Below are 20,027 nucleotides of genomic sequence, written 5' to 3'. Positions count from 1 at the left end.
GCCCTGCACACGGACAACGCCCGTTTGCACACGGAGGTTCAGGCCACCGCCGAGCACCTGCAGCGGGCGCTGCTGCCCGACCTGCCCCACGTGGGTCATTCACCGGTTGCGTACCGACTGTGATCTCGCCCTCCAGGGCGGACTCCAGCACCCGCTTCGTCAGCTGCTGCAGCAGCCCGCCCTCCCCGGTCAGCTGCAGCCCGTCATTGCGGGCGCGGTCGACCAGCATCGCGATCAACTGCTCGTCCGACACCGCCTCCGCGGCCGACTCGACGACCGGCTCTTCCACGGTCCCGTGCTCGGTGATGGCCTCGCTCATCAGGCGTCTCCTTGATCATCGGATCCGCCGTTGATTACTGTAGACACTCCCCAGTGGGGCACCACCTGCGCATGAGCAGCCGGCGAGAAGAGACTCAGTCGGTGAGCGCGTGGCGGCGCGTTTCACGGCAGTCGGTGACGGCATCAACACCGGCGATGTGCAGGGTGCGCATCACGGATTCACCGACAGCGGCCAGGCGCAGCCAGCCGCCGCGGCCTCGGTGAGAGGCCGGCGGGCGACGAGAAGGATGTTGATGCCGCTGGAGTCCATGAACGTCACCTGCCGCAGGTCCACCACGACGCGGGGGTGCGGCGCGCCGGCCGCTTCCAGGGCCTGGCGGAGGGCGTCACCGGTGTCATGGTCGATCTCCCCGGCGAGGATCAGCACGCGGATGCCGTCGGTGGCAGTGACCACCACCGACAGGCTGCCCGTCTGCTCAGCCTTCTGTGTGTCCGCCGCTTCTCCCTCAGCCATGTCTGTCTTGCCGGCGCAGCCAGACCTTCGTCCGCCGATCGCTGCCCTGCATGTATCAGGTGACGCCTGGGCGAGACGGAGGTCACAGAGGCGTATCAGGTGTCATCCTTCCCGGAGCGGGAAGACGCGCGGAGATGAACGGGGAGTGAAGGCGGCTGTGGATGAAACCAGTGCCACTCGTGGTGAGGACGCCACCACGCCCGGCCAGCGGGCCCTGCAGACCACGGTGGCCTTGGTCGGAGACGGCACGGTCATCGCCCAGGCCCGCCATTTGGCTGCCGATTTCCTCACTCGCGTCCAGGCCGACCACGGGCTGCCGGTTTCCCAGCGGGCCATGGACCTCACGCAGTTGGTGGTCAGCGAGCTGGTCACCAACGCCCGCAAGTACGCCCCGGGCCCGGTGCTCCTGGACCTGCACATCACCGGTGACACGGTCGAGGTCGTGGTGTGGGACTCCGACCCGGTACTGCCTATCGCCCGGGCCGCGGACGCCGGCCGGGTGGGACAGCACGGCCTGGAAATCGTGATGGCCGTCGCCCAGGGCTTCGAAGCACAGCGTGAGCCCGTCGGCAAACGCATCACCGCCCGCATCGCCCTGGCCGACGACCCCGGCGGCGCCATCTCTGGGCGCCAGCCCCTGTAGCCGGCCTCGCCTCGCACCCGGTCGACCCGCAGCGTGGCGGTAAAGAGTCTCGTCAGCTGACGTCAGGCACGCCTCTGGGAGTCCTCCTCGGACGGGTGCGGTTCGGGATGGTGCGCGGAGGCCTCCGCGACCTGCTTGAGCGCCGACGCCGTGGCAGCGTCACCGACCCTGGCCGGTTGCTCATGCGGGTGATCTGCGGGGCGGTCCTGGTGGGAATGGGAGGGCGCCAGCCTGTCGCCGACGCCGTAGGTCCCCGTGCCCGTAGTTGCCGAGGGAGCAGTGCCGGTACCGGACGCAGCCGGCCGCCTGGCGTCCTTTGCCATGTCACCCGGGGGGTGCTCGCTGGGCCGGGTGCGCGGCTGGGTCAGCCAGGCGACGGCCGCTCCGGTGAGCGCTACGGGCCATTCCACCACTCCGGCGACGCCGAGGACCCCGGCTCCGGTGTAGACCGCCATCCGGCGGCCGCGTGGAGAGACGGCTGCGATTCGGTCCAGTGCACTGTCGGCGGCCATGGTCACCTGCTCGGCTCCGGGCAAGCGGCGCAGAGTGGAGGCGATGGCCCGCAACGGCTGAGGAAGATCCGATGAACTCTCCTTGACCTGGTTCATGTCGAGTTCCTTCCTCCGGTCTTTCAAGGGATGTCAGCACCGAGTTTCCCGTTGCCGCACCACCTATGCCATATGGCAGTGGGGGCATGTACGAGGGGTGCTTGCCCCCTGGTAAGGGACTTCAGTGTGCAGGCAGGGACGGTGACGCTCCCCGGGGATCGGCCGGCACCCGGCCGGCCGCGGCCGCCCGCGCGCCCGCCGGGGGGGGTGTGGGCAGGCGAAGGTATGTTTCGGGACTCGCCCGGGTATCACCGTATGGGTGAATTGCCCTGATTGATTGATTTCCCTTTAGGGGAGACAAGCGGTCGGGCGGGAGGCGGTCCGATGTCTACAGGAACTCTTCTGGCGATCGTCATTCCCGCTGTGGTGGTCGTGGCCTTGATCGTGTCGGCCCTGGCTCTTTTCATGCGGCGTCGCAGGCTGCGTGAACGCTTCGGCCCGGAGTACGAGCGCACGGTCCAGGGAGCCGACAGCCAGCTCGCCGCCGAGCCTGAGCTCAGCGAGCGCGCCAAGCGCCATGACGAACTCGACATCAAGCCGCTGCCGGACAGTGCCCGGGACCGCTTCGCCCGGGACTGGGAGGGCGTGCAGCAGGAGTTCGTGGACCGGCCGGAGGACGCGGTGCACGACGCGGACCGGCTGGTCACCTCATTGATGCAGGCGCGCGGCTACCCCACCGAGGGCTTCGAGCAGCAGATGAAGGACCTCTCCGTGGAGCACGGCCGCACCCTGGAGCACTACCGGGCCGCCCACGAGATCGACACGCTCAGCGCGGGCCACAAGGCCACCACCGAGCAGCTGCGCAGCGCCATGGTGAACTACCGCGCCCTGTTCGACGAGCTGCTCTCCGACGGCGGCCAGTCCCGCCGCACCCCGGCCTGACACCCGTGCCCGAACCCGTAGGAGCCATGCAGCGCGGCAACACGCCGGAAAGCTCTGACAGCGGCCTGTCCACCGCGGACTTCGCCCAGCCGCACCAGACGGTGGACGAACCACCGGGCGCCGCATCGTCGCCCCCGGTCTTCCCCGGCGAAGGTGACGAGAGGACCGCCACCGGCGACGAGACCGAGTCCCGTCCCACGGATGCCCCCGCGACTGGGGAGGCGACGGCGCAGCAGAGCGCGGACGCCGACGAGACCCCGCAGCTGCTGAAACCGCAGGACGAGGACGATTTCCACAAACGCTGGGAGAAGATCCAGAACACGTTCGTCGATGACCCCCGCGAGGCCGTACAGGCAGCCGACGGCCTGGTCGCCAACGTCATGCAGACACTCGCCACCACGTTCGACGAGCGCAAGAAACAACTGGAAGAACAGTGGAACCGCAGCGGCCAAGCGGACACCGAAGCCCTGCGCACCGCCCTGCGCCACTACCGGTCATTCTTCAACCGCCTGCTCACCACCTGACGCCCCCCACCCCCGCGGAGCCGACAGCCGGCGACGCCTCACATGGCGCCGCCATCAGCGGCCGGCACACCTGGTCGCAGAAGAAGGAGGCCACCGTGATCGCCCTCGGCGTCATCCTGCTCATCGTCGGGTTCATCCTGCACATCGGCATCCTATGGACGATCGGGATCATCCTGCTCGCCATCGGACTCGTCCTGTTCCTCCTCGGCTCCGTGGGACACGCCGTCGGCGGCCGACGCCACTACTGGTAGACCGCACCGGGCCTGCCCCGACCAGCGGCCCAATCCGCGCACCCGCGACGCCATCGCATCCGTAGCCCGCTGATTGTCTGTGGCGGCTCGGCACCGGCCCAGGTGCCCTCCTGCAGATCCCCAGCTCAGGGCCCCGCCCCTAAATGGGGCGGGGGCAGACATGGGTGGAAAATGAGGGGTAGCCGCCGTGCCGTCGGCCGTTTCGAAGCGGCCCATGGCACGAGTTCGGATCCAGGAGGGGACCTTCATGGCGCTCATGAGCACGCTGGACACGCAGACCACCGAGCTGCCCGAAGTCACCGACCCTTCCCAGGTGGCGCCCAGGGACGCCCGCGAACTCTCCCGGCTGTTCTTCGAGCAGCTGGCGGTCCTGGAAGAGGGCACGCCCGAGTACGGGGCTTCCACCTTGATCGTGGACACCGGTTGTCATGCAGCGATGGCCAGCGTAGTTGATCTTTGTTCGAAGGCGACCGGCGCGAGGTAGCCGATCGGGGAGTGTCTGCGCCGGTGGTTGTAGAAGCCGAGCCAGCGGAAGACTGCGAGCCGGGCGGCTCGTGCGGTCGGCCAGCTGCGCCGGCCGGGCAGGATCTCCCGCTTCAGCGAGGCGAAGAACGGCTCCGCGGCGGCGTTGTCCGCGGAGGTGCCGACCGCTCCCATAGACCGGCGGATCCCGGCCCGGTGGCAGACGTCGGCGAACGCCTTCGAACCGTACTGAGCCCCGGGATCGCTGTGGAAAATGACGCCGTCCACCCGGCCGCCACGAGTGCGGACGGCCGCGTGGAGCGCGCCGGTGACGAGTTCGGCCCGCATGTGATCGGCCATCGACCAGCCCAGCAGGCGACGGGAGAACACGTCGATGACGGTGGCCAGATACAGGAACTTCCCGCCGTCGATGGGCAGGTAGGTGATGTCACCGACCCATGCCCGGTCGGCGGCGGACGCGGTGAAGTTCCGCGGCAGCAGATCGGGCACCGCCTGGGCGTCGGGATCCGGGATGGTGGTGCGGTGCCGCCGCTTCAACCTCCGCCCCTGGATACCGTGTTGGCGCATGAGCCGCTCGACGCGCTTGCGGTTCAGCATCACACCGCCCGCACGGAGCTCGGCGGTGATCCGCTTGGCCCCGTACGTCCTCCCCGACTCTGCGTAGACCTTGCGTATCCGCCGGGTGAGCACGGCGTCGGCAGCCTTCTTCGCTGCCCGCGCCGGTGCGGCCTTCAACCAGCGGTAGAACCCGGACCTCGACAGGTTCAGTACGGTGCACAGCCGCTTCACGCCGAAGGCGTCGCGGTGGTCGGCAACGAACTCGAAGCGGCTCACCAGTTCGTCTCGCCCGCAAAATACTTGGCCGCCCGGCGCAGGATGTCGCGTTCCATCTCCAGCTCGCGGACCTGCTTGCGCAAGACCACGATCTCCGCGTCCTTCGCGGACTCCGCGACCGCCTCGGGCGTCTCGGCCTTCCCCGCGGCCTTGATCCACTGCCGCAGGGTCTCGTGGTTCACGCCGAGCTCGGCGGCGATGCGTGAGACAGGCCGGCCCGACGAACGAGCCAGCGCCACCGCGTCGGCCCGGAACTCCGCCGAGTGCTTGTAGGTCCCCACTCGGGACTCCTCTGCCTGAATGCAAGATCCAGTGTCGAGGTGTCCACGATCAAGGTGGAGGGCCCGGATCGGCTCCACCTTGACGCGGGGCTTCTCGCTGACAGCCATGAGCTCACCTCCAGAGCGGTGCCTTGAGTGAGCGTTTTCAAAGTGCGGCACAGCCGACACGATCCACCCCCTTGGTCAGCGGCCTTGCTCTCCGCAGGGCCTGAAAAGCGACCCCCGGGACTCTTGCCATCGCCCTGCGCCAGCGGAATGCGTCCCTGTGGCTTGTGCGGTCAGGTGCGCAAGATGACCAGAGCCCACGTGCCACCCGAATGTCCCGCAACGGGAACGATTCCTGCGGCTGTGCGGAGGCGAACGGGGTAAAGGGATGCCACCGGTTCAGGAACCTGGGACGAGGAGCATGCCATGACTGATGACGCGTACCTGTTTCTCGTAGACGAACCCACTGAGACGCCAGGCGTGCCACCGTCCGCCGTGGGAGCACTCGCCTGCATGGAGACCCCCGCCGTGCGTGCCTGGCTCAACGCGCAGCATGCGTCGGAGGCGTCTCCCCGGCTGCGGCTCGCGCCGCCCGAGCACACCGGGGCCATCCCGGAGAAGGCGGAGCGGCTGCCGGTTCCGTTGACCGACGAGGAACTGAGCCGACTGCGCCACCGCACGGCTCCAGAAGCCCTGGCTGAGGTCGAGGCCGAACTCCTCGCATACCGTGACTGCGCCCACGGCCGTGACGAGATGCTCGCCCGGGCACTGGCCGCGGGCCTCCCACCCAACCGTGTCGCCGAACTCACCGGCGAGGACATGGCTGTAGTCAGGGCCGCGGCCGGGCGCTGAGCCGGAGTTCCCTTGCTGGATGCGGTCATGCGCACGGTGCGGGCACTGCCCGCCGATACCGAGCCAGTGCCCCATGGTCCGTCGCAGAAATTCTTCACCGTCGGCCGGACGGCCGTCCAACCCGCCGAACTTCGTACCCGGTCCTTGCAACATGCCGAATTTGACGCTCAGGTGGTAGCTGTCCCCAATCACCCACCAGCGCCCCACGCTGTGATCAGGACGTTCGCACGCGGATCGCCATCTGCATCGTCCTGTTGGAAGACCTGAGAAGCTGTTGTCTTTTCGATCTTGGGAGATGCACGTCGAACGGGAGTCCCGATCGGGTGGTCGCGGGGCGCTGGGCGCATACGAACAGGCCTCCTGAACAGCTCGTGGGTGTCGAATCACCGAGCAGCAGCAGGAGCCCCTGGTGCAGCAGTCTTGCGTGCCGATGGCCGGGCGGTCCAGTGCGGTCACCTGGGAGTGCGACTGCCTGGCTCACCGGTTCGGAAACGCCGCCGACAACGGGACGCGGCAGCGTCGCTACCCGACGGACATGACGGACGGGGAGTGGGCCGTGATCCGCCCGCTGCTGCCGGTGCCGGGCTGGATGCGCGGCCGGGGCGGCCGGCCGGAGGGGGACTGCCACCGGGCCATGCTCGATGCAATCCGGTTTCTCGTGGACAACGGGATCAAGTGGCGGGCGATGCCCGCCGACTTCCCGCCGTGGGACCGCATCTACGCATTCTTCCGCCGCTGCCGCGACAACGCCCTGGTCAAGGAGTTCCACGACCGGTTGCGCGCGAGGGTCCGCGAGGAGCTGGGGCGGGATGCGGAGCCGACGGCCGCAGTGATCGACTCGCAGTCCGTCAAAGCGGACGCCGTGGTCGGAGCGGACAGCCGGGGCTTCGACGGCGGGAAGCTGATCAACGGCCGCAAGCGGCATGTCGTGGTCGACACGCTCGGCCTTCTGCCGGGCGTGATGGTCACCGCCGCGGACACCGGCGACCGCATCGCCGCCCAGGTGCTGCTCGGGCAGGTCGCCGACATGCACCACCGGCTGGAGCTGGTCTGGGCCGACGGCGGCTACACCGGCAGCCTCGTCGAGCACTGCCTGGCCGCGTTCGCGCTGGTTCTGGCGATCGTGAAACGCAGCGACGACATGCGCGGCTTCGTGGTGCTGCCCAAGCGGTGGATCGTCGAGCGTCTCTTCGCCCACCTGATGCGAAGCCGCCGTCTGGTACGCGACTTCGAGCGGCGCACCGCCAGTGCCGAGGCGATGGTCTACTGGTCGATGACCCTGCTCATGACGCGCCGACTTGCCCGGCCGGGCCCTGGGCGAGGGTGAACCGCCCCGGCTGCCGCTCGGCCAACCAGCCCCGCGCGACCAGGCGTTTCGCCTTCGACCGCAGTGCCTCCACTCGTGCCGGGACCACGTCCATGCCGAACGTATGGGCCATCTCCTGGCAGGTCAGCGGCCCTTGATGGAGCCGGTCCCGGTCCACGAGCGCCGTGAGGATGCGCTGGTAGTCCACCGACAGCACCGCCCGTCGAGGCCCTCACGCCACACCGACACCTGCGACTTCGGCTTCGCGGCGTCCCGGGGTTCCAGCGGCGCGTCCGCATCCCGCGGACCCTCAGTGACCTCGGTGCCGGCGGTGTTGCCACCGTCTGGAGCCAGCACCGTGTCGACCCGCCTGCGGGCAATCGCCCACTCCTGCCATTCCTGCTCGGCCGCGGCCAGTTCGGCCTGGATGCGGTCGGCCTCCTCCCGCAGCCCGTCGACTCGACGGCGAGCGGCGAGCTCGTGCTGATCCAGCAGTCCGACGACTGACGGCATTCATGACCTCCCGGGGAGCGACGACCCGACAGGCCACGGCTCCCACGGAATCACCGCTCCTATCCCCGACCAGCGGAAACGCGTCGATCACGCCCGAAAAGACAACAGCTTCTGAACGGTGGCATCGCCGAAGACGGCCCCTGCAGGGCGACGACCGCATGAGGCAGGTAGTCCCAGGCCGAACAACTCCCCTAGGCCCAATACCGGTAACTTAGGGTTTTGGTGTGCGTTTGACCCGTTTGGGTTTGGTGGCGCCAACGAGGGTGATGGTCGCGGTGGGTGGGCGGTCTGCAGCCCGGTGGGCGACGCGTTTGAGCGGCCAGTTGGCGACTTTGCGTTTGATGACGCGGGGGTTGGCCCGTCGGTGGCGCCGTGGCAGGAGGCGTTCGAGGAGTTCAGCGTGGGTGGCTTGGACCGCGCGGGCGAGTCTGCCGGGAGGAAAACGCCGCCTGGTGGGTGACCTGGCGGCGCACGACGCGCAGTGAGCGGGTGAAGGAGATCCAGTCGGGGTCCCGGTCGGCTTGTCGTGCCGCCTGGTGCATCAGGTGCCGGATGGCGTGGTGGACGAGCAGGAAGCCGTACAGTTCCTGCTCGGCCCCGTCGGGGTGCTGCGAACGCAGTACCAGGTGCGGCCCGCCGAGGTGGGTCTTGATTTCGTCGAGGGTGGACTCCAACTCCCATCGCTGGGCGTAGAGGGCGGCCAGTTCCGAGGCCGGGGCCTGGTCCGGGTCGAGGATCGTGGTGAGGAGCCGGTAGACGCCCTCATGGCCGGCGATGGTGTATTCCACCGCACGTACCGGCACTCCACGACGGGTGTGGTGGATGTCGCTGCGGCCGAAGATCTCAGTGAGGTAGGAGCCGTCCGGCAGCTGCTCGACCACCGGCAGCACGAGGTCCTTGCGGACTCGCCACAGCAGGTCCGCCCCGGTGGCCGCGGCTGCGCGCCACAGGTCCACGCCGTAGAAGCCGCGGTCGGCCAGCAGCAGCATGCCCGGCCGCAGGGACACCAGGACCGACTGGGCCAGAGCCCGCTCCCCGGTGCGCAGAGCTCCGATCGCAGCATCGAAGACGGCGTGGGTGCCGCACTCCACCAGTCCGACCATGCGCAACTGCGGGTATCCGACGTCCTGTTCACCGCGCCCGGAGCGGGGCGGACGGCCGAACGCCTCCACGTTCGTCTTCGTGTCGGGCAGGTCGAATGTGGTGCCGTCGATCGCGGTCAGCCGCCAGTCGCGGTAGAAGGCACCCTGGGTGTCCGGTGTGGCAACCGGACGGCACACCCTCGCGAACAACTGCCGCAGCGGCGCCACCCCCAGCCGGGACCTGGCTTTCCAGATCGCCGCCGTACTCGGCACCACCCATGACGTGCGCCAGCGCCGAGCACCCTGCAAACCTGCGGTCAGTAGCCGGGCGACCTCCTCATAGCTCTGCCCGGAGAACAGGCACATCGCCAACACGAAGTAGACCACCAGCCGGGCCGGCAACAGCCGGTTCCGCTGCTGCACCCGCCCCGTCTCCGCCAACACCTCGTCCACCAGCGACTGAGGAAACGCCTGTGTCAGCACCCCAACCGCGATCCGGTCCGACAACCGCTCACCAGATGACGTCAGTTGACCCGCTCTTGCCACACCACCAACAACGACCGGATTGTCGCTAAGTTACCGGTATTGCCCCTAGGCCGATCAGGGGAAGCAGCCGCGCGACGACCGCGACCAGTGTGCCAGGCAGCGCGAGAGTTCGTCGCCGGCTCCTGACCTGGGGCGGGGTCGCCCTGTGGGCGGTCCCGCCCCACTCGTTCGAAGGTCCCGGGCGCCGCCTTGGAAGCGTTGCGGGTGCTTCCTGCTGTGGGGGCAGGAAGCACGGTGCCGCTCCCCTCCGGGACGTGCGCTGGCCAACACAGGCCCTGCCGAAGTCCCCCTGGCCGGGGTAGACGGGGGGCAACGGCATGAGGGAGGAGAGCTCATGGCACGCGCTTACGGTGCCCGCGTCCGTCGGCGTGGACCGGCGGAGAATGGCATGGTGGGGCCAACACGAGCGGCTGCCGGGGAGCCCTGGAGAGGTGGGCGGGCCAGGAGCGGACGCGGGGCCCTGCGGGCGGATGTCGGTGTCCGGCGAGGGGCTTGGGTGCGAGCCGGTTTCGGTCTTGGACTCGGCGCGACGCTGGCCTGGCTAGTGGTGAACACGGTCTTGCAGATCGGCGAGTTGCTGACCCTCTTCCTGGCAGCCGTCTTCATCGCCATCGGCCTGGAGCCGCTGGTCGGCCTGCTCACCCGGCGCCGCGTACGGCGCGGTTGGGCGGTCTTCGTCGTCCTCACGGTCTTCGCGCTGTGCCTTGCGGGGTTCGTGGTCCTGATCGCCCAGCCCGTCACGGACGAGGTCGACGCTTTGATCAAGGCGATCCCGAACTGGCTCACGCAACTCCACGACCGGCATACCTTCCTCGGCCATCTGGAGGATCGCTACCATCTGGTGTCCAGGGTCCGCGGTGCGCTCTCCTCCGGTGGCACTGGCCTGCTCGGTGGTCTGCTGGGGGCGGGGAAGATGGTGCTGAGTCTGGTGACATCGGCGGTCATCGTGGTCGTGGTGACCATCTACCTCATGGTCGCTCTGCCAGTGATCAAGCAGTTCGGCTTCCGCTTCGTCCCTGCCAGCAGGCGCGCACGGGTCGAGACGGTGACGGACGAGATCCTGGCCCGGACCGGCCGATTCATGCTGGCCAACCTGGCCACCTCGGGCATCGCCGGTCTGGCGACCTTCGCCTGGTGCGCGGCGGTTGGCGTACCGTATCCGGCCGCCCTGGGGTTCTTCGTCGCTCTGATGGACCTGATCCCCGTCGTCGGTTCGACTATCGCCGGGGTGGCGGTGAGCCTGGTCGCCTTGTCGGTGTCCCTGCCGATCGCCGGTGCCACAGCCGGCTTCTACGTCGGCTTCCGCCTCGCCGAGGACTACCTGATCATGCCCCGCGCAATGAAGTACGCCGTCGACGTGCATCCCGTCGTCACCGTCGTCGGCGTCCTCGCCGGCGGCGCCCTGCTGGGCATCATCGGCGCCTTGATCGCCGTACCAGCTGCCGTCGCCATCGGAATCCTGTTGGACGAATACCTCTTCCCTCGCACCGACGCCTCATAACCACCCGGCCGCCGGACCTGCAGGTAACTGGGGCACATGGGGTGAGGCTCGCGAAAACTCGGGAAACAGTGGTTGTGAGGTCTCAGTGAAGGTGACCCTTTCTCACTGGACCTGATCCGTATCTGATCCTTACCAGTGATTCTGATCCGTGCCGTTGTCGGTAGGGACGTGTAGCACTCGGGACGCCGCGACGGAGTGGGCCCGGCGAGCCACGTCCACCACTCACGCTGAGTAGTCGATGGGCGGGGTGGGCGCCGGGAACGCGGCAGATCCGGATGTCCGGGGCATCCCTGGTGCGGGCTTGCGGTCGGCGCGGGCACGGCACTCGTCGGCCGTCAGTCGCCAGTCGTCAGTGGTGAACCGACGACAGCCGCGCCGCTCGATCGGTGCTTATGAGGGGATCAGGAAGATTTGCCGGCGAGTCCGCCCTGTTCGGCCCGCCGGAGAGCGGTGGCAGCCTGGTCGAGTGGATAGACGGAGTCGATAGGGGCGGTGAGTTCCCCGGCGGCGAGGTGACCGAACAGGATTCGCAGGTCTTCGCCGAGCCGGCGTCGGAAGGCGTCCAGGTCGCGGTGGCCGGCCCAGATGTCGAAGAACGTGGCGTGCCGGCCGTTGGGCAGGATGTTCCAGCGTTGGAGCCGCAGGTAGTGGCGCATGAACGGGATCACCGGGTGCTTGGCGTCGGCGACGCTCATGTCGCTGAGGCTGACGAGGTGTCCGCCGCGGGCGAGCATGCGCCAGGATGTGTGGATGCCGGGGCCGCCGACGTGGTCGACGACTCCGGCGACGCCGGTGGGTGCTAGTTGGCGTACGCGTTGGGCGAGGTCTTCGCAGCGGTAGTCGATCGGGATGACTCCCATGGCGCGCAGGCGCTCCTGCTGGCTGGGTCCGGCGGTGCCGATGGTGTGCAGGCCGGCGTGCAGCGCTAGTTGGACGAGCACCGACCCGACCCCGCCGGCCGCGCCGAGCACGACGACGGTGGACCCCGGACGGGCGTCGATCAGGCGGAGGACGCGCAGCGCGGTCAGGCCGTTGATGATGACGGTCTCGGCGTCGCGATCGGTCACGGCATCCGGTATCGGGACGAGGTCGGCGGCGTCGAGGACGACGTGCTCGGCCCAGCCGCCGACCTTGGTCAGGGCGGCGACGCGTTGGCCGGGGGCAAGGCCGACCGGGGCGTTCTCGCCGAGTTCTTCGATGACGCCGACGAGGTCGTAGCCGGGGACGAAGGGAAACGCCGGTTGCTGGTAGTACTTGCCCCGGCGCATGGCCTGCTCGGCGAAGGACACCCCGGTCACCGTCACGCGCACTCGGGCCTGACCGGCTGTGATCGGATCAAGCTCGGTGAGCCGCGGTTCGATCACCTCGGGTTCACCGACCGACGGCAGGACCATCTGCACTGTCTTCATCCGCTCGTCTCCTCGATCAATGGCGCGTGTCTGTGTCCTTGGGCTCACACCGATGAGTTAACGGCGTTTATTTACGGGCGTCAAGTCATCTTGTACGGTGCTCGTATGACCCCATCGCCGCCCACGCCGACGAAACGCGTACGCAATCCACGTGGCTCAGGAGTCCTGCTGGGCCAGCAGATCGTCACGACTGCTCTCGGCATCGTCGACGACACTGGCGCCGACGGGCTCACCTTGCGCGGCCTGGCCCGCATGATCGGGGTAAGCCCCCCGGCGATCTATGCGCACTTCGCCGACATCGACGCGATCCTGCTCGCGGTCGCTCGTCAAGCATTCGCCGACCTGGCCGACCACTTGACCGCGGCCGGCGACGGCATCACAGTGCCGGCGGAAAGACTCCGCGCGGTCTGCCGAGCCTATCTTGACTACGCCGAACGACACCCCGGTCGTTATCACGTCATGTTCAGCGGCCAATGGGACGCAACCGCGGCTGTCGAACGCGGAACCGTCGACCAGCATGTGGTCGACACCCTCGGTCAAGGCGCCCTTTCGGTGTTCACCAACGCCGTTCGAGCCTGCGCGGGCACTGATACACCGACTCCTCCGACTCCTTCCGACCCGTTCACCGAGGCCGTCACCATCTGGGTTTTCCTACACGGCTACGCGCACCAGCGACTCGTGGCCCGCGCCTTCCCGTGGCCGCCCGGCATAGCTGAACACATCGTGGACAACGTGACCACCCGATGCCTTACACGATCGACACGCACGGCATCATCGGGGTGACTGTTTGTAATCACCTCACTATTGGGCTCCACGGCACGGCTCAGAAGTGGCTCCAGAAGGTACGAAGTTGATCTGGCCCCACCCGGCGGTAAGAAGCTTCGGGGTGAGCTGTGGGGTGTCCATGCCGACCAGCAGGCCGGGGCCGTCCGCTACGGCGGCGAAGGCGGCGGCCAGCCGCTCGTCCAGGCCGCCGGATGCCTGCGGGACCACCTCGATACCAGGCGGCAGCCAGCGTCCGGGCACGCCGTCCAGGAAGAGCACTCGGCGGCGGGCCGGGCAGCGCAGCACGGTCTCGAGGGTGTCGGCGAGCGCTGCCTCCGCCAGAGCGGCCGCCTGTGCAGGGGTGAACGGCGGGGTGAGCCTGGTCTTGACGTGCCCAGGCCGCGGCTTCTTGGCGATCACCAACAGCGCGGTCAGCCCGTCCGCGCTCACGGGCGTCATCCCGGCCGGGCCGCTCACCGGGGTGCTCCTGCCGGGCTCCGCGGCGGCTCGCTGAGCACCGCGCTCATGTCGCGCACCGCGTACCAGGTCCCACGCCAGGTACCCGTGACCTTGGAACGGCCGGCGCGCGGGTAGTACGGTACGTCGACCTCGCGCACCCGCCATCCGGCGTCGGCGGCGCGGACGACCATCTGCAGCGGGTAGCCCGACCTGCGGTCGGTCAGGTCCAGCTCGAGCAGGGCCTCCCGGCGGGCTGTCCGCATCGGGCCGAGGTCGTGCAGGCGCAGGCCGGTGCGGCGGCGGATCAGCCGGGCCAGCTCGCGATTGGCGAGCCGGGCGTGCATCGGCCAGGCGCCGTGCGTCGTCGGCCTGCGCCGCCCGAGCACCAGGTCCGTCTCACCGTCCAGGACGGGCTGGGCGAGGGACGGCAGCAGCCCCGGGTCGAGGGAGGCATCGCAATCGCAGAAGCAGACCACGGGCGCGGTGGCGGCGCGCAGCCCGGCCGCGCAGGCGGCGCCGAAGCCGCGTACCGGTTCGCCGACGACGTGCGCGCCCAGCGACGCTGCGAGCTCGGCGGAGCTGTCGGTCGAGCCGTTGTCGACGACAATGGCTTGCCAGCCGGGCGGGATCCGCTCCAGCACCCAGGGCAGGGCGGCCGCTTCGTTCAGGCACGGGAGTACGACGTCCGCCAGGGGCCGATGCCTATCGGTCACGTCTTTCAGCGTACGAAGAGAATGTTGTGGTAGCGCAGGGCGGCCGCCCGGCCGCCGGTGGCCCGGGCCCAGGCGGCGGCCAGGTGCACCGGCACCAGGCCGGGGGTGAGCGGATCGCCGCAGCGCGGGCAGACGGGCTCGAACCGTCCGGCGTCCAGGTCGGCCACCAGGCGCGGACCAGGCCGGACGGTCCAGTGGCGGGCGCAGTCGTAGTGTCCCTCGCCGTAGTACACCATCGAGCCGGCCAGGACGAGCTCGCTGACCCGCAGCCGGGCCATGACCGCGAGCAGGACGGCGGTGCCCGGATCGTTGCACCCCACGTAGGCGGGCGCGTCGTCGAAGTCGCGGCCCAGGCCGACCATCGCCGCCTGGTGGCAGCCCGCGTCCACCCCGCGCAGCGCCTCCTCGACCACCGCCCGGTCCCGCACGTCGCCGCACACGAACGCGACGCCGGGCGGGAACTGCGGCGGCTCGGGGGGCCGCACGTCCCACACGCGCACCCCGTGCCTGGCCTCGATGAGAGCCCGGACGATGTGGGAGCCGATGAATCCGGCCCCTCCTGTGACAAGGACGAGCATGCCTTCGAGGCTACGGCTGGATCAGGACACGCGGCGCCGCGAGGCCTGCCGACGCGCTGGCAGCTGCCACTGTGGCGAGTGTGGGAGTACGCACGCTCTGCGCCACGGCACTGCTCGCCGCCCTCGTCGCCGTCGTCGCCGCGACGGTCCGCATCGGCGGTGATCTCGGCCATCCGGCTGCGCTGCTGTACTGGTATGCCGCCGCGTGGGTGCTGTTCGCCGGAGCGGCGTGGATGGTGCGCCGCGTGCCGGTGCGTACCGCCGTGGCGTTGATCCTGGTCGGGGGGATCGCCCTGTGTATGGCGGCGCTCTCGGCTTCACCGCGCACCAGCGACGACATGTACCGCTACGCGTGGGACGGTCGCGTGCAGAGCGCGGGGATCTCCCCGTACGCCTACCCGCCGAACGCGCCACAGCTTGCCCGGCTGCGTGATCCGTGGCTCTTCCCCGTCGGGACCGCGTGCCGCAGGTGGGACCTCCACTGGGTGGCGGATATGTGCACGCACATCAACAGGCCGTCCGAACACACGATCTATCCGCCCGTGGCCGAGGGGTGGTTCCTGCTGGTGCACGCCGTCTCTCCGGCAGGCGGGCGGCACAAGCCACTGCAACTCGCCGGTGCAGTGCTCGCCGTCGCCACGACGGTAGCGCTGCTGCTGGTGCAGCGGCATACGCGTGGTGACCCGCGGCGGGTGGCACTGTGGGCATGGTGCCCGGCGGTGCCGTTCGCCGCAGTCAATGACGCCCATGTGGACACGCTCGGAGTGCTGCTCACAGTGGCCGCGCTCGGGACGGCCGTGGGAGCACGCCGGGGAGCGCTGCTCGGGGCGGCGATCGCCGTCAAGCTGCTGCCCGTGCTCGCCCTCCCCGGTGCGCTGTCGGGGGCGCTGGCCCCTGGGCATGCGCGTGCCCGGCTGCGGCACACGGCGAGCGTGCTGCTCGCCGTCGGTGTCGTGGCGCTCGCCTATCTGCCGTACCTGCTGGCATCCGGTTCCGCGGTCCTGGGTTATCTCCCCGGCTATCTGCGCGAGGAGGGGTACCAGCCAGGTGACGTTGGCCGGTTCGCGTTGCTGCGGCTGGCGCTGCCGGACGCGTGGGCCGGTCCGGCCGCCGTCGCACTGGTGGCGCTCAGCGCCTGGTACGTCCTGCGGCGCGGCGATCCGGAGCGGCCGTGGCACGGATCGCTGCTGGTCACGGGTACTGCGCTGCTGCTCACCTCACCCGCGTACTACTGGTATGCGCTGCTCGTCGTGGCCCTCGTGGCAATGGGCGGCCCGTGGGAGTGGCTCGCCATCGCTGCCGCGGGCACCGTGCTGTATGTCGCGGACGCACTGCAGTGGCACGGCGTTCAGGTCTCCGCGTACGCGGTGGCCGCCGTGACGGTGCTCGCTGGTGCAGTCGTCCGGGCGCGGGCGCGTGGCCGCGTAGACAGGCGGCAGGACGGTGCGTGAGCGCGGGTGCCGGCCCCATCGGGACGAGGGGTCATCGGTGGCGGCGTCTGAAGACGACCATCCGCAAGACGGTGAAGCGCACCACGGTCACCAGCGCGAAGCTCGGCCCGAGCACCAGGGTCTCCGCCGCTGGTGAGGCGGTGGGCCGGTAGTGGCGGAAGAGCAGGACAGCGCCCGAGGTGACCAGATACGCCAGGACGAACAGGCCACCCGCGGCCAGATGCGCCGGCAGGGCCCGGACCGCGGACCCGCGAAAGGTCAGCCGGCGGTTGGCCTCCGTGTTGAGGACGGTGACGACAAGAAGGGAGGCGAAATTTGCCAGGATGGGCGGTGACCAGTGGCGCAGAACCCAGTACAGCAGGGCCTGGGCCGCCGTGGAGGCGACACCGATCACGACGAACCAGAGCACTTGTCTGGTCAGCGTGGTGCGGCCGGGCCGGGGGAAGGCGAAGGCGCTGTGCCGTGCGCTGGGGCGTCGCACCCCACCATCATGAGGCCACCGTGCGACGCGTCGAGCCGTGCGCAGCGCCGGTTCAACCGTCCGGCTGGCGACGGACACTGCATGCACGTCAGGTGCCGGAAGCCGACCCTATCTGTGTCACTTTATGGCTGACGACCTGACAGGCACCGACGGCGCGGTGGGATTCGATCCACCCCTTTGGAGGTCGGCCCGGAACAGAGGAGGCGGCGGCCGATGGACAGTGGCGGACGGCCGATGGCCCCGGGCTCCGGCGGGCCGCAGGGCCCGAGATCGGACGAGGGCCATGCGCACAGGCGCCTCGAGCGGGTCCGCGCTGCCGCGGCGGCGCGGGCAGCCAAGGGGGCCGCTCGTGCCCGGGCCCTTGTGCGGCGGGTCGAGCAGACTCCTGCGCCCCCGGGGCCGTTCCGTCCCGGCTTCTGGCGCAGTCCCCTGCGCGGGCCCTGGCTGACGTCCGTGTTCGGCCTCGTGCTGCTGATCGGCATCCCGCTGCTCTTCGTCACCGGGATGCTCTCCTACGCTTCTTACAACCCGGGCCTCGGCGCGCTGAACGACCAGACCTCGGATAAGGGCCTGCTGGGCTTCTACGTCTTCGCCTGGCCCACCCATCCTTACTGGCTGTACCGGCTGACCCAGGGCGTGCACGTGACGCTCGGCGTGGTCCTCGTGCCCGTACTGCTGGCCAAGTTGTGGTCAGTGATCCCGAAGCTGTTCGAGTGGCTGCCGGTCCGCTCCATCGCCCACGGGCTGGAGCGGTTGTCCCTGCTCATGCTGGTCGGCGGGGTGATCTTCGAGTTCGTCACCGGCATCTTCAACATCCAGCTCTTCTACGTCTTTCCCGGCTCCTTCTACACCCTGCACTTCTACGGCGCCTGGGTGTTCATCGCCGCCTTCGTCGTCCACGTGAGCCTCAGACTCCGCCGGATGACCCGCGCCCTGCGCTCCCGCAGCCTGACAGCGGAACTGCGCACCGACCTCGCCCACACACGGCCCGAACCCCCCGACCCCGACGGCCTGGTCCCGACCGCTCCCGCGCCGCCGACGATGACCCGGCGCGGCGCGCTCGCCATGGTGGGGGGCGGATCGCTGCTCCTCCTCGTGGTCACCGCAGGACAGAGCATCGGCGGCCGGCTGCGCGCCACCGCCCTTCTCGCTCCGCACAACCGTACTCCGGGCAGCGGCCCGAACAGCTTCCAGATCAACAAGACGGCCGCTTCCGTCGGCGTCACCCCCGCGCACGTCGGCCCCGCCTGGCGGCTGGAGATCCACGGCCCCGGCCCGACACTCGTCTACACCCGCGCACAACTCCTCGCGATGCCCCAGCACGCCGCCGCACTGCCGATCGCCTGCGTGGAAGGGTGGTCCACCCCCAACCAGCAGTGGAGCGGCCTTCGCCTGGCCGACCTCGCCGCCCTGGCGGGCCTCCCCGCCGCCGGAAGCGTCCTGGTGGAGTCCGTCCAACCATCGGGCCCCTACAGCTCGGTGGTCCTGCGAGGCAACCAGATCCACGACCCTCGATCGCTGCTCGCCCTGCACGTCAACGGCGCGGACCTCTCGCTCGACCACGGCTACCCAGCCCGCGTCATCGTCCCGGCCAACCCCGGCGTGAACAACACCAAGTGGGTGCACCGGCTCACCTTCAGGACGTGACCATGCCACGCTTCGTCCGCTGGTACGGCTCCGGCCCCCTGCACCTTCTCGTCCTGATCGCCTCGTTCGCGATCACCGGCTACGCCATGGTGCGCCTGTTCGCCGTCCGCCCGCTCGAGGTCGCGGTCTGGTTCGTCGGCGCGGCGGTCCTCCACGACCTGCTCCTGCTGCCCCTGTACTCGCTCGCCGACCTGTCGGCACACGCTGTCCTGGGGCATCGCGCCACCCGCATGCCACAACCGCCGTGGATCAACTACCTGCGCGTGCCCACGTTTCTCTCGGGTGTGCTCCTGCTCGTCTGGTTCCCCCTCGTCTTCGCCCTCTCGATCCCCTACCCGGGTGCCACCGGGTTGTCCATGGACGTCTACCTCGGCCGGTGGCTGGCCATCACCGCCGTGCTCTTCGCCGCCTCCGCCGTGGCCTTCGCTCTCAAGCTCCGCCGCGTCCGGCGGGCCGCCCACGCCGACGAGGAACGACCTGCACCAGGTCACGACGCTGCATCGTGACGGCCGACGAGGACGGCTCGCCCTGCGCCGGAGGAGACCCTTATGCGCTCGCCCTGCGGACCGGCCACGGACCGGTGTACCTGCGGCTGGCGGACGGGTGCCGGATCCGGATGCCGGTGCACCGCTGGTACGCGCATCCCACCGGGGCCGACGAATCCGTGCTCAATCGCTGCGTCGGCCCCGTTCTCGACGTCGGCTGCGGCCCGGGCCGGCTGTGCCGGGCACTCCTGAGTCGCGGAGTCTTCGCGCTCGGCGTCGACGTCACCCCCCGCGCGGCGGCCCATACCGTCGCCCTCGGCGGGATCGCACTGTGCCGATCGGTGTTCGACCGGCTACCGGCCGAGGGAGGCTGGCAGACCGTCCTACTCATCGACGGCAACATCGGCATCGGCGGCGACCCACGCGCCCTACCGGGCCGCTGTATCCAGCTCACCGCCCCGACGGGGCTCCTCCTCGTCGAAGTCGACACGGCCGATGTCGAGGAGCGCTGCACCGCCCGGTTCGAAGACATCCAGGGCCACGAGGGCCCGCCGTTTCCCTGGGCACGCCTGGGAGCACCAGCCCTCCACAGGATCGCCCAGGACCTTGCCCTCAGCGTCACCGACCAGTGGAGATACGACCACCGACGCTTCCTCGCCCTCGCCCGCCAGGACTCGACCTCGGGACCTCGCTGATGAAGCGGGGCCGCCTCGCCACGCGGCTGCGGGCAGACATGACGTACGCCGACCGGACGGCGAGCGCAGGGCGCGGCACCAGACCGTGCCACCCGGTCGGGACAACTGCCGGCAACCGACACGTGCTATGCGTCGATCGTGCTGATTGGCTGGAGGTGAATCCGCTGTTCAGGGAGGCTGGAATCCATGACACCCGTCAGGCACCTGGAGAGACCTGCGGCACAGGCAACTACCCACGTTGTCCCGGCCGGGCCGCGTCC

General features: G+C 69.5%; 19 protein-coding genes and 5 pseudogenes. 13 read left to right on the top strand and 11 right to left on the bottom strand.

Annotated features, from left to right (window positions below; genetic code table 11):
• Both ACZ60X_RS41560 and ACZ60X_RS41555 read right to left on the bottom strand, forming a co-directional pair.
• Window positions 1-319: pseudogene (locus tag ACZ60X_RS41560) on the bottom strand (hypothetical protein); the annotation flags it as partial.
• A gap of 171 nt (window positions 320-490) precedes the next feature.
• Window positions 491-793, bottom strand: a complete 303-nt coding sequence (locus ACZ60X_RS41555) for an STAS domain-containing protein (RefSeq protein WP_469610612.1) — start codon at window positions 791-793, stop codon at window positions 491-493.
• Between the two features lie 157 nt (window positions 794-950).
• Here ACZ60X_RS41555 and ACZ60X_RS41550 point away from each other — a divergent pair, with 157 nt between their 5' ends.
• Complete coding sequence (locus tag ACZ60X_RS41550; RefSeq protein WP_469610610.1) at window positions 951-1,436, top strand: ATP-binding protein; 486 nt, start codon at window positions 951-953, stop codon at window positions 1,434-1,436.
• 62 nt (window positions 1,437-1,498) lie between these two features.
• Here the strand turns inward: ACZ60X_RS41550 and ACZ60X_RS41545 are convergent, their stop codons facing one another.
• On the bottom strand, window positions 1,499-2,044 hold the full coding sequence (locus ACZ60X_RS41545) for a hypothetical protein (protein ID WP_469610608.1): 546 nt from the start codon (window positions 2,042-2,044) through the stop codon (window positions 1,499-1,501).
• A 324-nt stretch (window positions 2,045-2,368) separates the two neighbouring features.
• Here ACZ60X_RS41545 and ACZ60X_RS41540 point away from each other — a divergent pair, with 324 nt between their 5' ends.
• The 4 genes and pseudogenes from ACZ60X_RS41540 to ACZ60X_RS41525 all read left to right on the top strand — a co-directional run.
• Window positions 2,369-2,926, top strand: a complete 558-nt coding sequence (locus tag ACZ60X_RS41540; protein ID WP_469610606.1) for a hypothetical protein — start codon at window positions 2,369-2,371, stop codon at window positions 2,924-2,926.
• Between the two features lie 26 nt (window positions 2,927-2,952).
• Window positions 2,953-3,450: a hypothetical protein gene (locus ACZ60X_RS41535; RefSeq protein WP_469610604.1), complete on the top strand. Its 498-nt coding sequence runs from the start codon at window positions 2,953-2,955 to the stop codon at window positions 3,448-3,450.
• A 95-nt stretch (window positions 3,451-3,545) separates the two neighbouring features.
• Window positions 3,546-3,701: a DUF6131 family protein gene (locus ACZ60X_RS41530; protein ID WP_469610602.1), complete on the top strand. Its 156-nt coding sequence runs from the start codon at window positions 3,546-3,548 to the stop codon at window positions 3,699-3,701.
• Between the two features lie 247 nt (window positions 3,702-3,948).
• Window positions 3,949-4,095: pseudogene (locus ACZ60X_RS41525) on the top strand (RNA polymerase sigma factor SigF); the annotation flags it as partial.
• Window positions 4,096-4,127: 32 nt separating this feature from the next.
• Here ACZ60X_RS41525 and ACZ60X_RS41520 read toward each other — a convergent pair.
• A protein-coding gene (locus ACZ60X_RS41520) for an IS3 family transposase (protein WP_469610601.1) occupies window positions 4,128-5,299 on the bottom strand; the annotation gives its coding sequence in 2 pieces (ribosomal slippage) (window positions 4,128-5,035 and window positions 5,035-5,299; 1,173 coding nt in all).
• Window positions 5,300-5,710: 411 nt separating this feature from the next.
• On the opposite strand from ACZ60X_RS41520, the gene ACZ60X_RS41515 reads away from it, so the two are divergent.
• Both ACZ60X_RS41515 and ACZ60X_RS41510 read left to right on the top strand, forming a co-directional pair.
• Window positions 5,711-6,136: a DUF6003 family protein gene (locus tag ACZ60X_RS41515; protein ID WP_469610599.1), complete on the top strand. Its 426-nt coding sequence runs from the start codon at window positions 5,711-5,713 to the stop codon at window positions 6,134-6,136.
• A gap of 409 nt (window positions 6,137-6,545) precedes the next feature.
• The gene (locus ACZ60X_RS41510; RefSeq protein WP_469610597.1) at window positions 6,546-7,463 is read left to right on the top strand and encodes an IS5 family transposase; all 918 of its coding nucleotides are present in this window, start codon (window positions 6,546-6,548) and stop codon (window positions 7,461-7,463) included.
• Here ACZ60X_RS41510 and ACZ60X_RS41505 read toward each other — a convergent pair.
• Window positions 7,420-7,955 (bottom strand): annotated as a pseudogene (locus ACZ60X_RS41505) (hypothetical protein). The gene ACZ60X_RS41510 and the pseudogene ACZ60X_RS41505 overlap by 44 nt on opposite strands.
• A gap of 395 nt (window positions 7,956-8,350) precedes the next feature.
• Window positions 8,351-9,583 carry an IS4 family transposase gene (locus tag ACZ60X_RS41500; protein WP_469610595.1) on the bottom strand — a complete coding sequence of 411 codons (1,233 nt, stop codon included), beginning with the start codon at window positions 9,581-9,583 and terminating at the stop codon, window positions 8,351-8,353.
• Window positions 9,584-10,130: 547 nt separating this feature from the next.
• Between ACZ60X_RS41500 and ACZ60X_RS41495 the strand changes: the two genes are divergently transcribed.
• On the top strand, window positions 10,131-11,084 hold the full coding sequence (locus ACZ60X_RS41495; protein ID WP_469610593.1) for an AI-2E family transporter: 954 nt from the start codon (window positions 10,131-10,133) through the stop codon (window positions 11,082-11,084).
• Between the two features lie 401 nt (window positions 11,085-11,485).
• Here the strand turns inward: ACZ60X_RS41495 and ACZ60X_RS41490 are convergent, their stop codons facing one another.
• Window positions 11,486-12,493 carry a zinc-binding dehydrogenase gene (locus ACZ60X_RS41490; protein ID WP_469610591.1) on the bottom strand — a complete coding sequence of 336 codons (1,008 nt, stop codon included), beginning with the start codon at window positions 12,491-12,493 and terminating at the stop codon, window positions 11,486-11,488.
• 105 nt (window positions 12,494-12,598) lie between these two features.
• Here ACZ60X_RS41490 and ACZ60X_RS41485 point away from each other — a divergent pair, with 105 nt between their 5' ends.
• On the top strand, window positions 12,599-13,276 hold the full coding sequence (locus tag ACZ60X_RS41485; RefSeq protein ID WP_469610589.1) for a TetR/AcrR family transcriptional regulator: 678 nt from the start codon (window positions 12,599-12,601) through the stop codon (window positions 13,274-13,276).
• Window positions 13,277-13,363: 87 nt separating this feature from the next.
• Here the strand turns inward: ACZ60X_RS41485 and ACZ60X_RS41480 are convergent.
• The 3 genes and pseudogenes from ACZ60X_RS41480 to ACZ60X_RS41470 all read right to left on the bottom strand — a co-directional run.
• Window positions 13,364-13,693, bottom strand: a pseudogene (locus ACZ60X_RS41480) (DUF2064 domain-containing protein); the annotation flags it as partial.
• A gap of 38 nt (window positions 13,694-13,731) precedes the next feature.
• Entirely contained in the window at window positions 13,732-14,430 is a 699-nt protein-coding gene (locus tag ACZ60X_RS41475) for a glycosyltransferase family 2 protein (RefSeq protein ID WP_469610587.1), read from the bottom strand.
• Between the two features lie 20 nt (window positions 14,431-14,450).
• Window positions 14,451-15,008: pseudogene (locus ACZ60X_RS41470) on the bottom strand (NAD-dependent epimerase/dehydratase family protein); the annotation flags it as partial.
• A gap of 80 nt (window positions 15,009-15,088) precedes the next feature.
• Here ACZ60X_RS41470 and ACZ60X_RS41465 point away from each other — a divergent pair.
• On the top strand, window positions 15,089-16,459 hold the full coding sequence (locus ACZ60X_RS41465) for a glycosyltransferase 87 family protein (RefSeq protein ID WP_469610585.1): 1,371 nt from the start codon (window positions 15,089-15,091) through the stop codon (window positions 16,457-16,459).
• A 31-nt stretch (window positions 16,460-16,490) separates the two neighbouring features.
• Here ACZ60X_RS41465 and ACZ60X_RS41460 read toward each other — a convergent pair whose 3' ends face one another.
• The gene (locus tag ACZ60X_RS41460; RefSeq protein WP_469610583.1) at window positions 16,491-16,940 is read right to left on the bottom strand and encodes a GtrA family protein; all 450 of its coding nucleotides are present in this window, start codon (window positions 16,938-16,940) and stop codon (window positions 16,491-16,493) included.
• 213 nt (window positions 16,941-17,153) lie between these two features.
• Here ACZ60X_RS41460 and ACZ60X_RS41455 point away from each other — a divergent pair, with 213 nt between their 5' ends.
• Genes ACZ60X_RS41455 through ACZ60X_RS41445 form a run of 3 tightly spaced genes read left to right on the top strand, consistent with a single transcriptional unit; the run spans window position 17,154 to window position 19,767 of the window.
• The gene (locus ACZ60X_RS41455; protein WP_469610581.1) at window positions 17,154-18,587 is read left to right on the top strand and encodes a molybdopterin-dependent oxidoreductase; all 1,434 of its coding nucleotides are present in this window, start codon (window positions 17,154-17,156) and stop codon (window positions 18,585-18,587) included.
• Window positions 18,588-18,589: 2 nt separating this feature from the next.
• Window positions 18,590-19,093, top strand: coding sequence for a hypothetical protein (locus tag ACZ60X_RS41450; RefSeq protein WP_469610621.1), 504 nt, complete (start codon window positions 18,590-18,592; stop codon window positions 19,091-19,093).
• On the top strand, window positions 19,090-19,767 hold the full coding sequence (locus ACZ60X_RS41445) for a class I SAM-dependent methyltransferase (RefSeq protein ID WP_469610580.1): 678 nt from the start codon (window positions 19,090-19,092) through the stop codon (window positions 19,765-19,767). Before ACZ60X_RS41450 ends, ACZ60X_RS41445 begins: the two co-directional genes overlap by 4 nt.
• Window positions 19,768-20,027 lie beyond the last annotated feature (260 nt).

This window comes from Streptomyces sp. NPDC104106 (genome assembly GCF_055584345.1).
The sequence above is the reverse complement of the archived record's forward strand: the minus strand, read 5'-3'. Positions and strand labels throughout refer to the sequence as shown.

What these genes read in the sequence shown, in the direction of transcription:
- ACZ60X_RS41555 (WP_469610612.1), bottom strand. Translation starts at nt 793, where the DNA reads ATGGCTGAGGGAGAAGCGGCGGACACACAGAAGGCTGAGCAGACGGGC.
- ACZ60X_RS41545 (WP_469610608.1), bottom strand. Translation starts at nt 2,044, where the DNA reads ATGAACCAGGTCAAGGAGAGTTCATCGGATCTTCCTCAGCCGTTGCGG.
- ACZ60X_RS41540 (WP_469610606.1), top strand. Translation starts at nt 2,369, where the DNA reads ATGTCTACAGGAACTCTTCTGGCGATCGTCATTCCCGCTGTGGTGGTC.
- ACZ60X_RS41535 (WP_469610604.1), top strand. Translation starts at nt 2,953, where the DNA reads ATGCAGCGCGGCAACACGCCGGAAAGCTCTGACAGCGGCCTGTCCACC.
- ACZ60X_RS41515 (WP_469610599.1), top strand. Translation starts at nt 5,711, where the DNA reads ATGACTGATGACGCGTACCTGTTTCTCGTAGACGAACCCACTGAGACG.
- ACZ60X_RS41490 (WP_469610591.1), bottom strand. Translation starts at nt 12,493, where the DNA reads ATGAAGACAGTGCAGATGGTCCTGCCGTCGGTCGGTGAACCCGAGGTG.
- ACZ60X_RS41485 (WP_469610589.1), top strand. Translation starts at nt 12,599, where the DNA reads ATGACCCCATCGCCGCCCACGCCGACGAAACGCGTACGCAATCCACGT.
- ACZ60X_RS41455 (WP_469610581.1), top strand. Translation starts at nt 17,154, where the DNA reads ATGGACAGTGGCGGACGGCCGATGGCCCCGGGCTCCGGCGGGCCGCAG.
- ACZ60X_RS41450 (WP_469610621.1), top strand. Translation starts at nt 18,590, where the DNA reads ATGCCACGCTTCGTCCGCTGGTACGGCTCCGGCCCCCTGCACCTTCTC.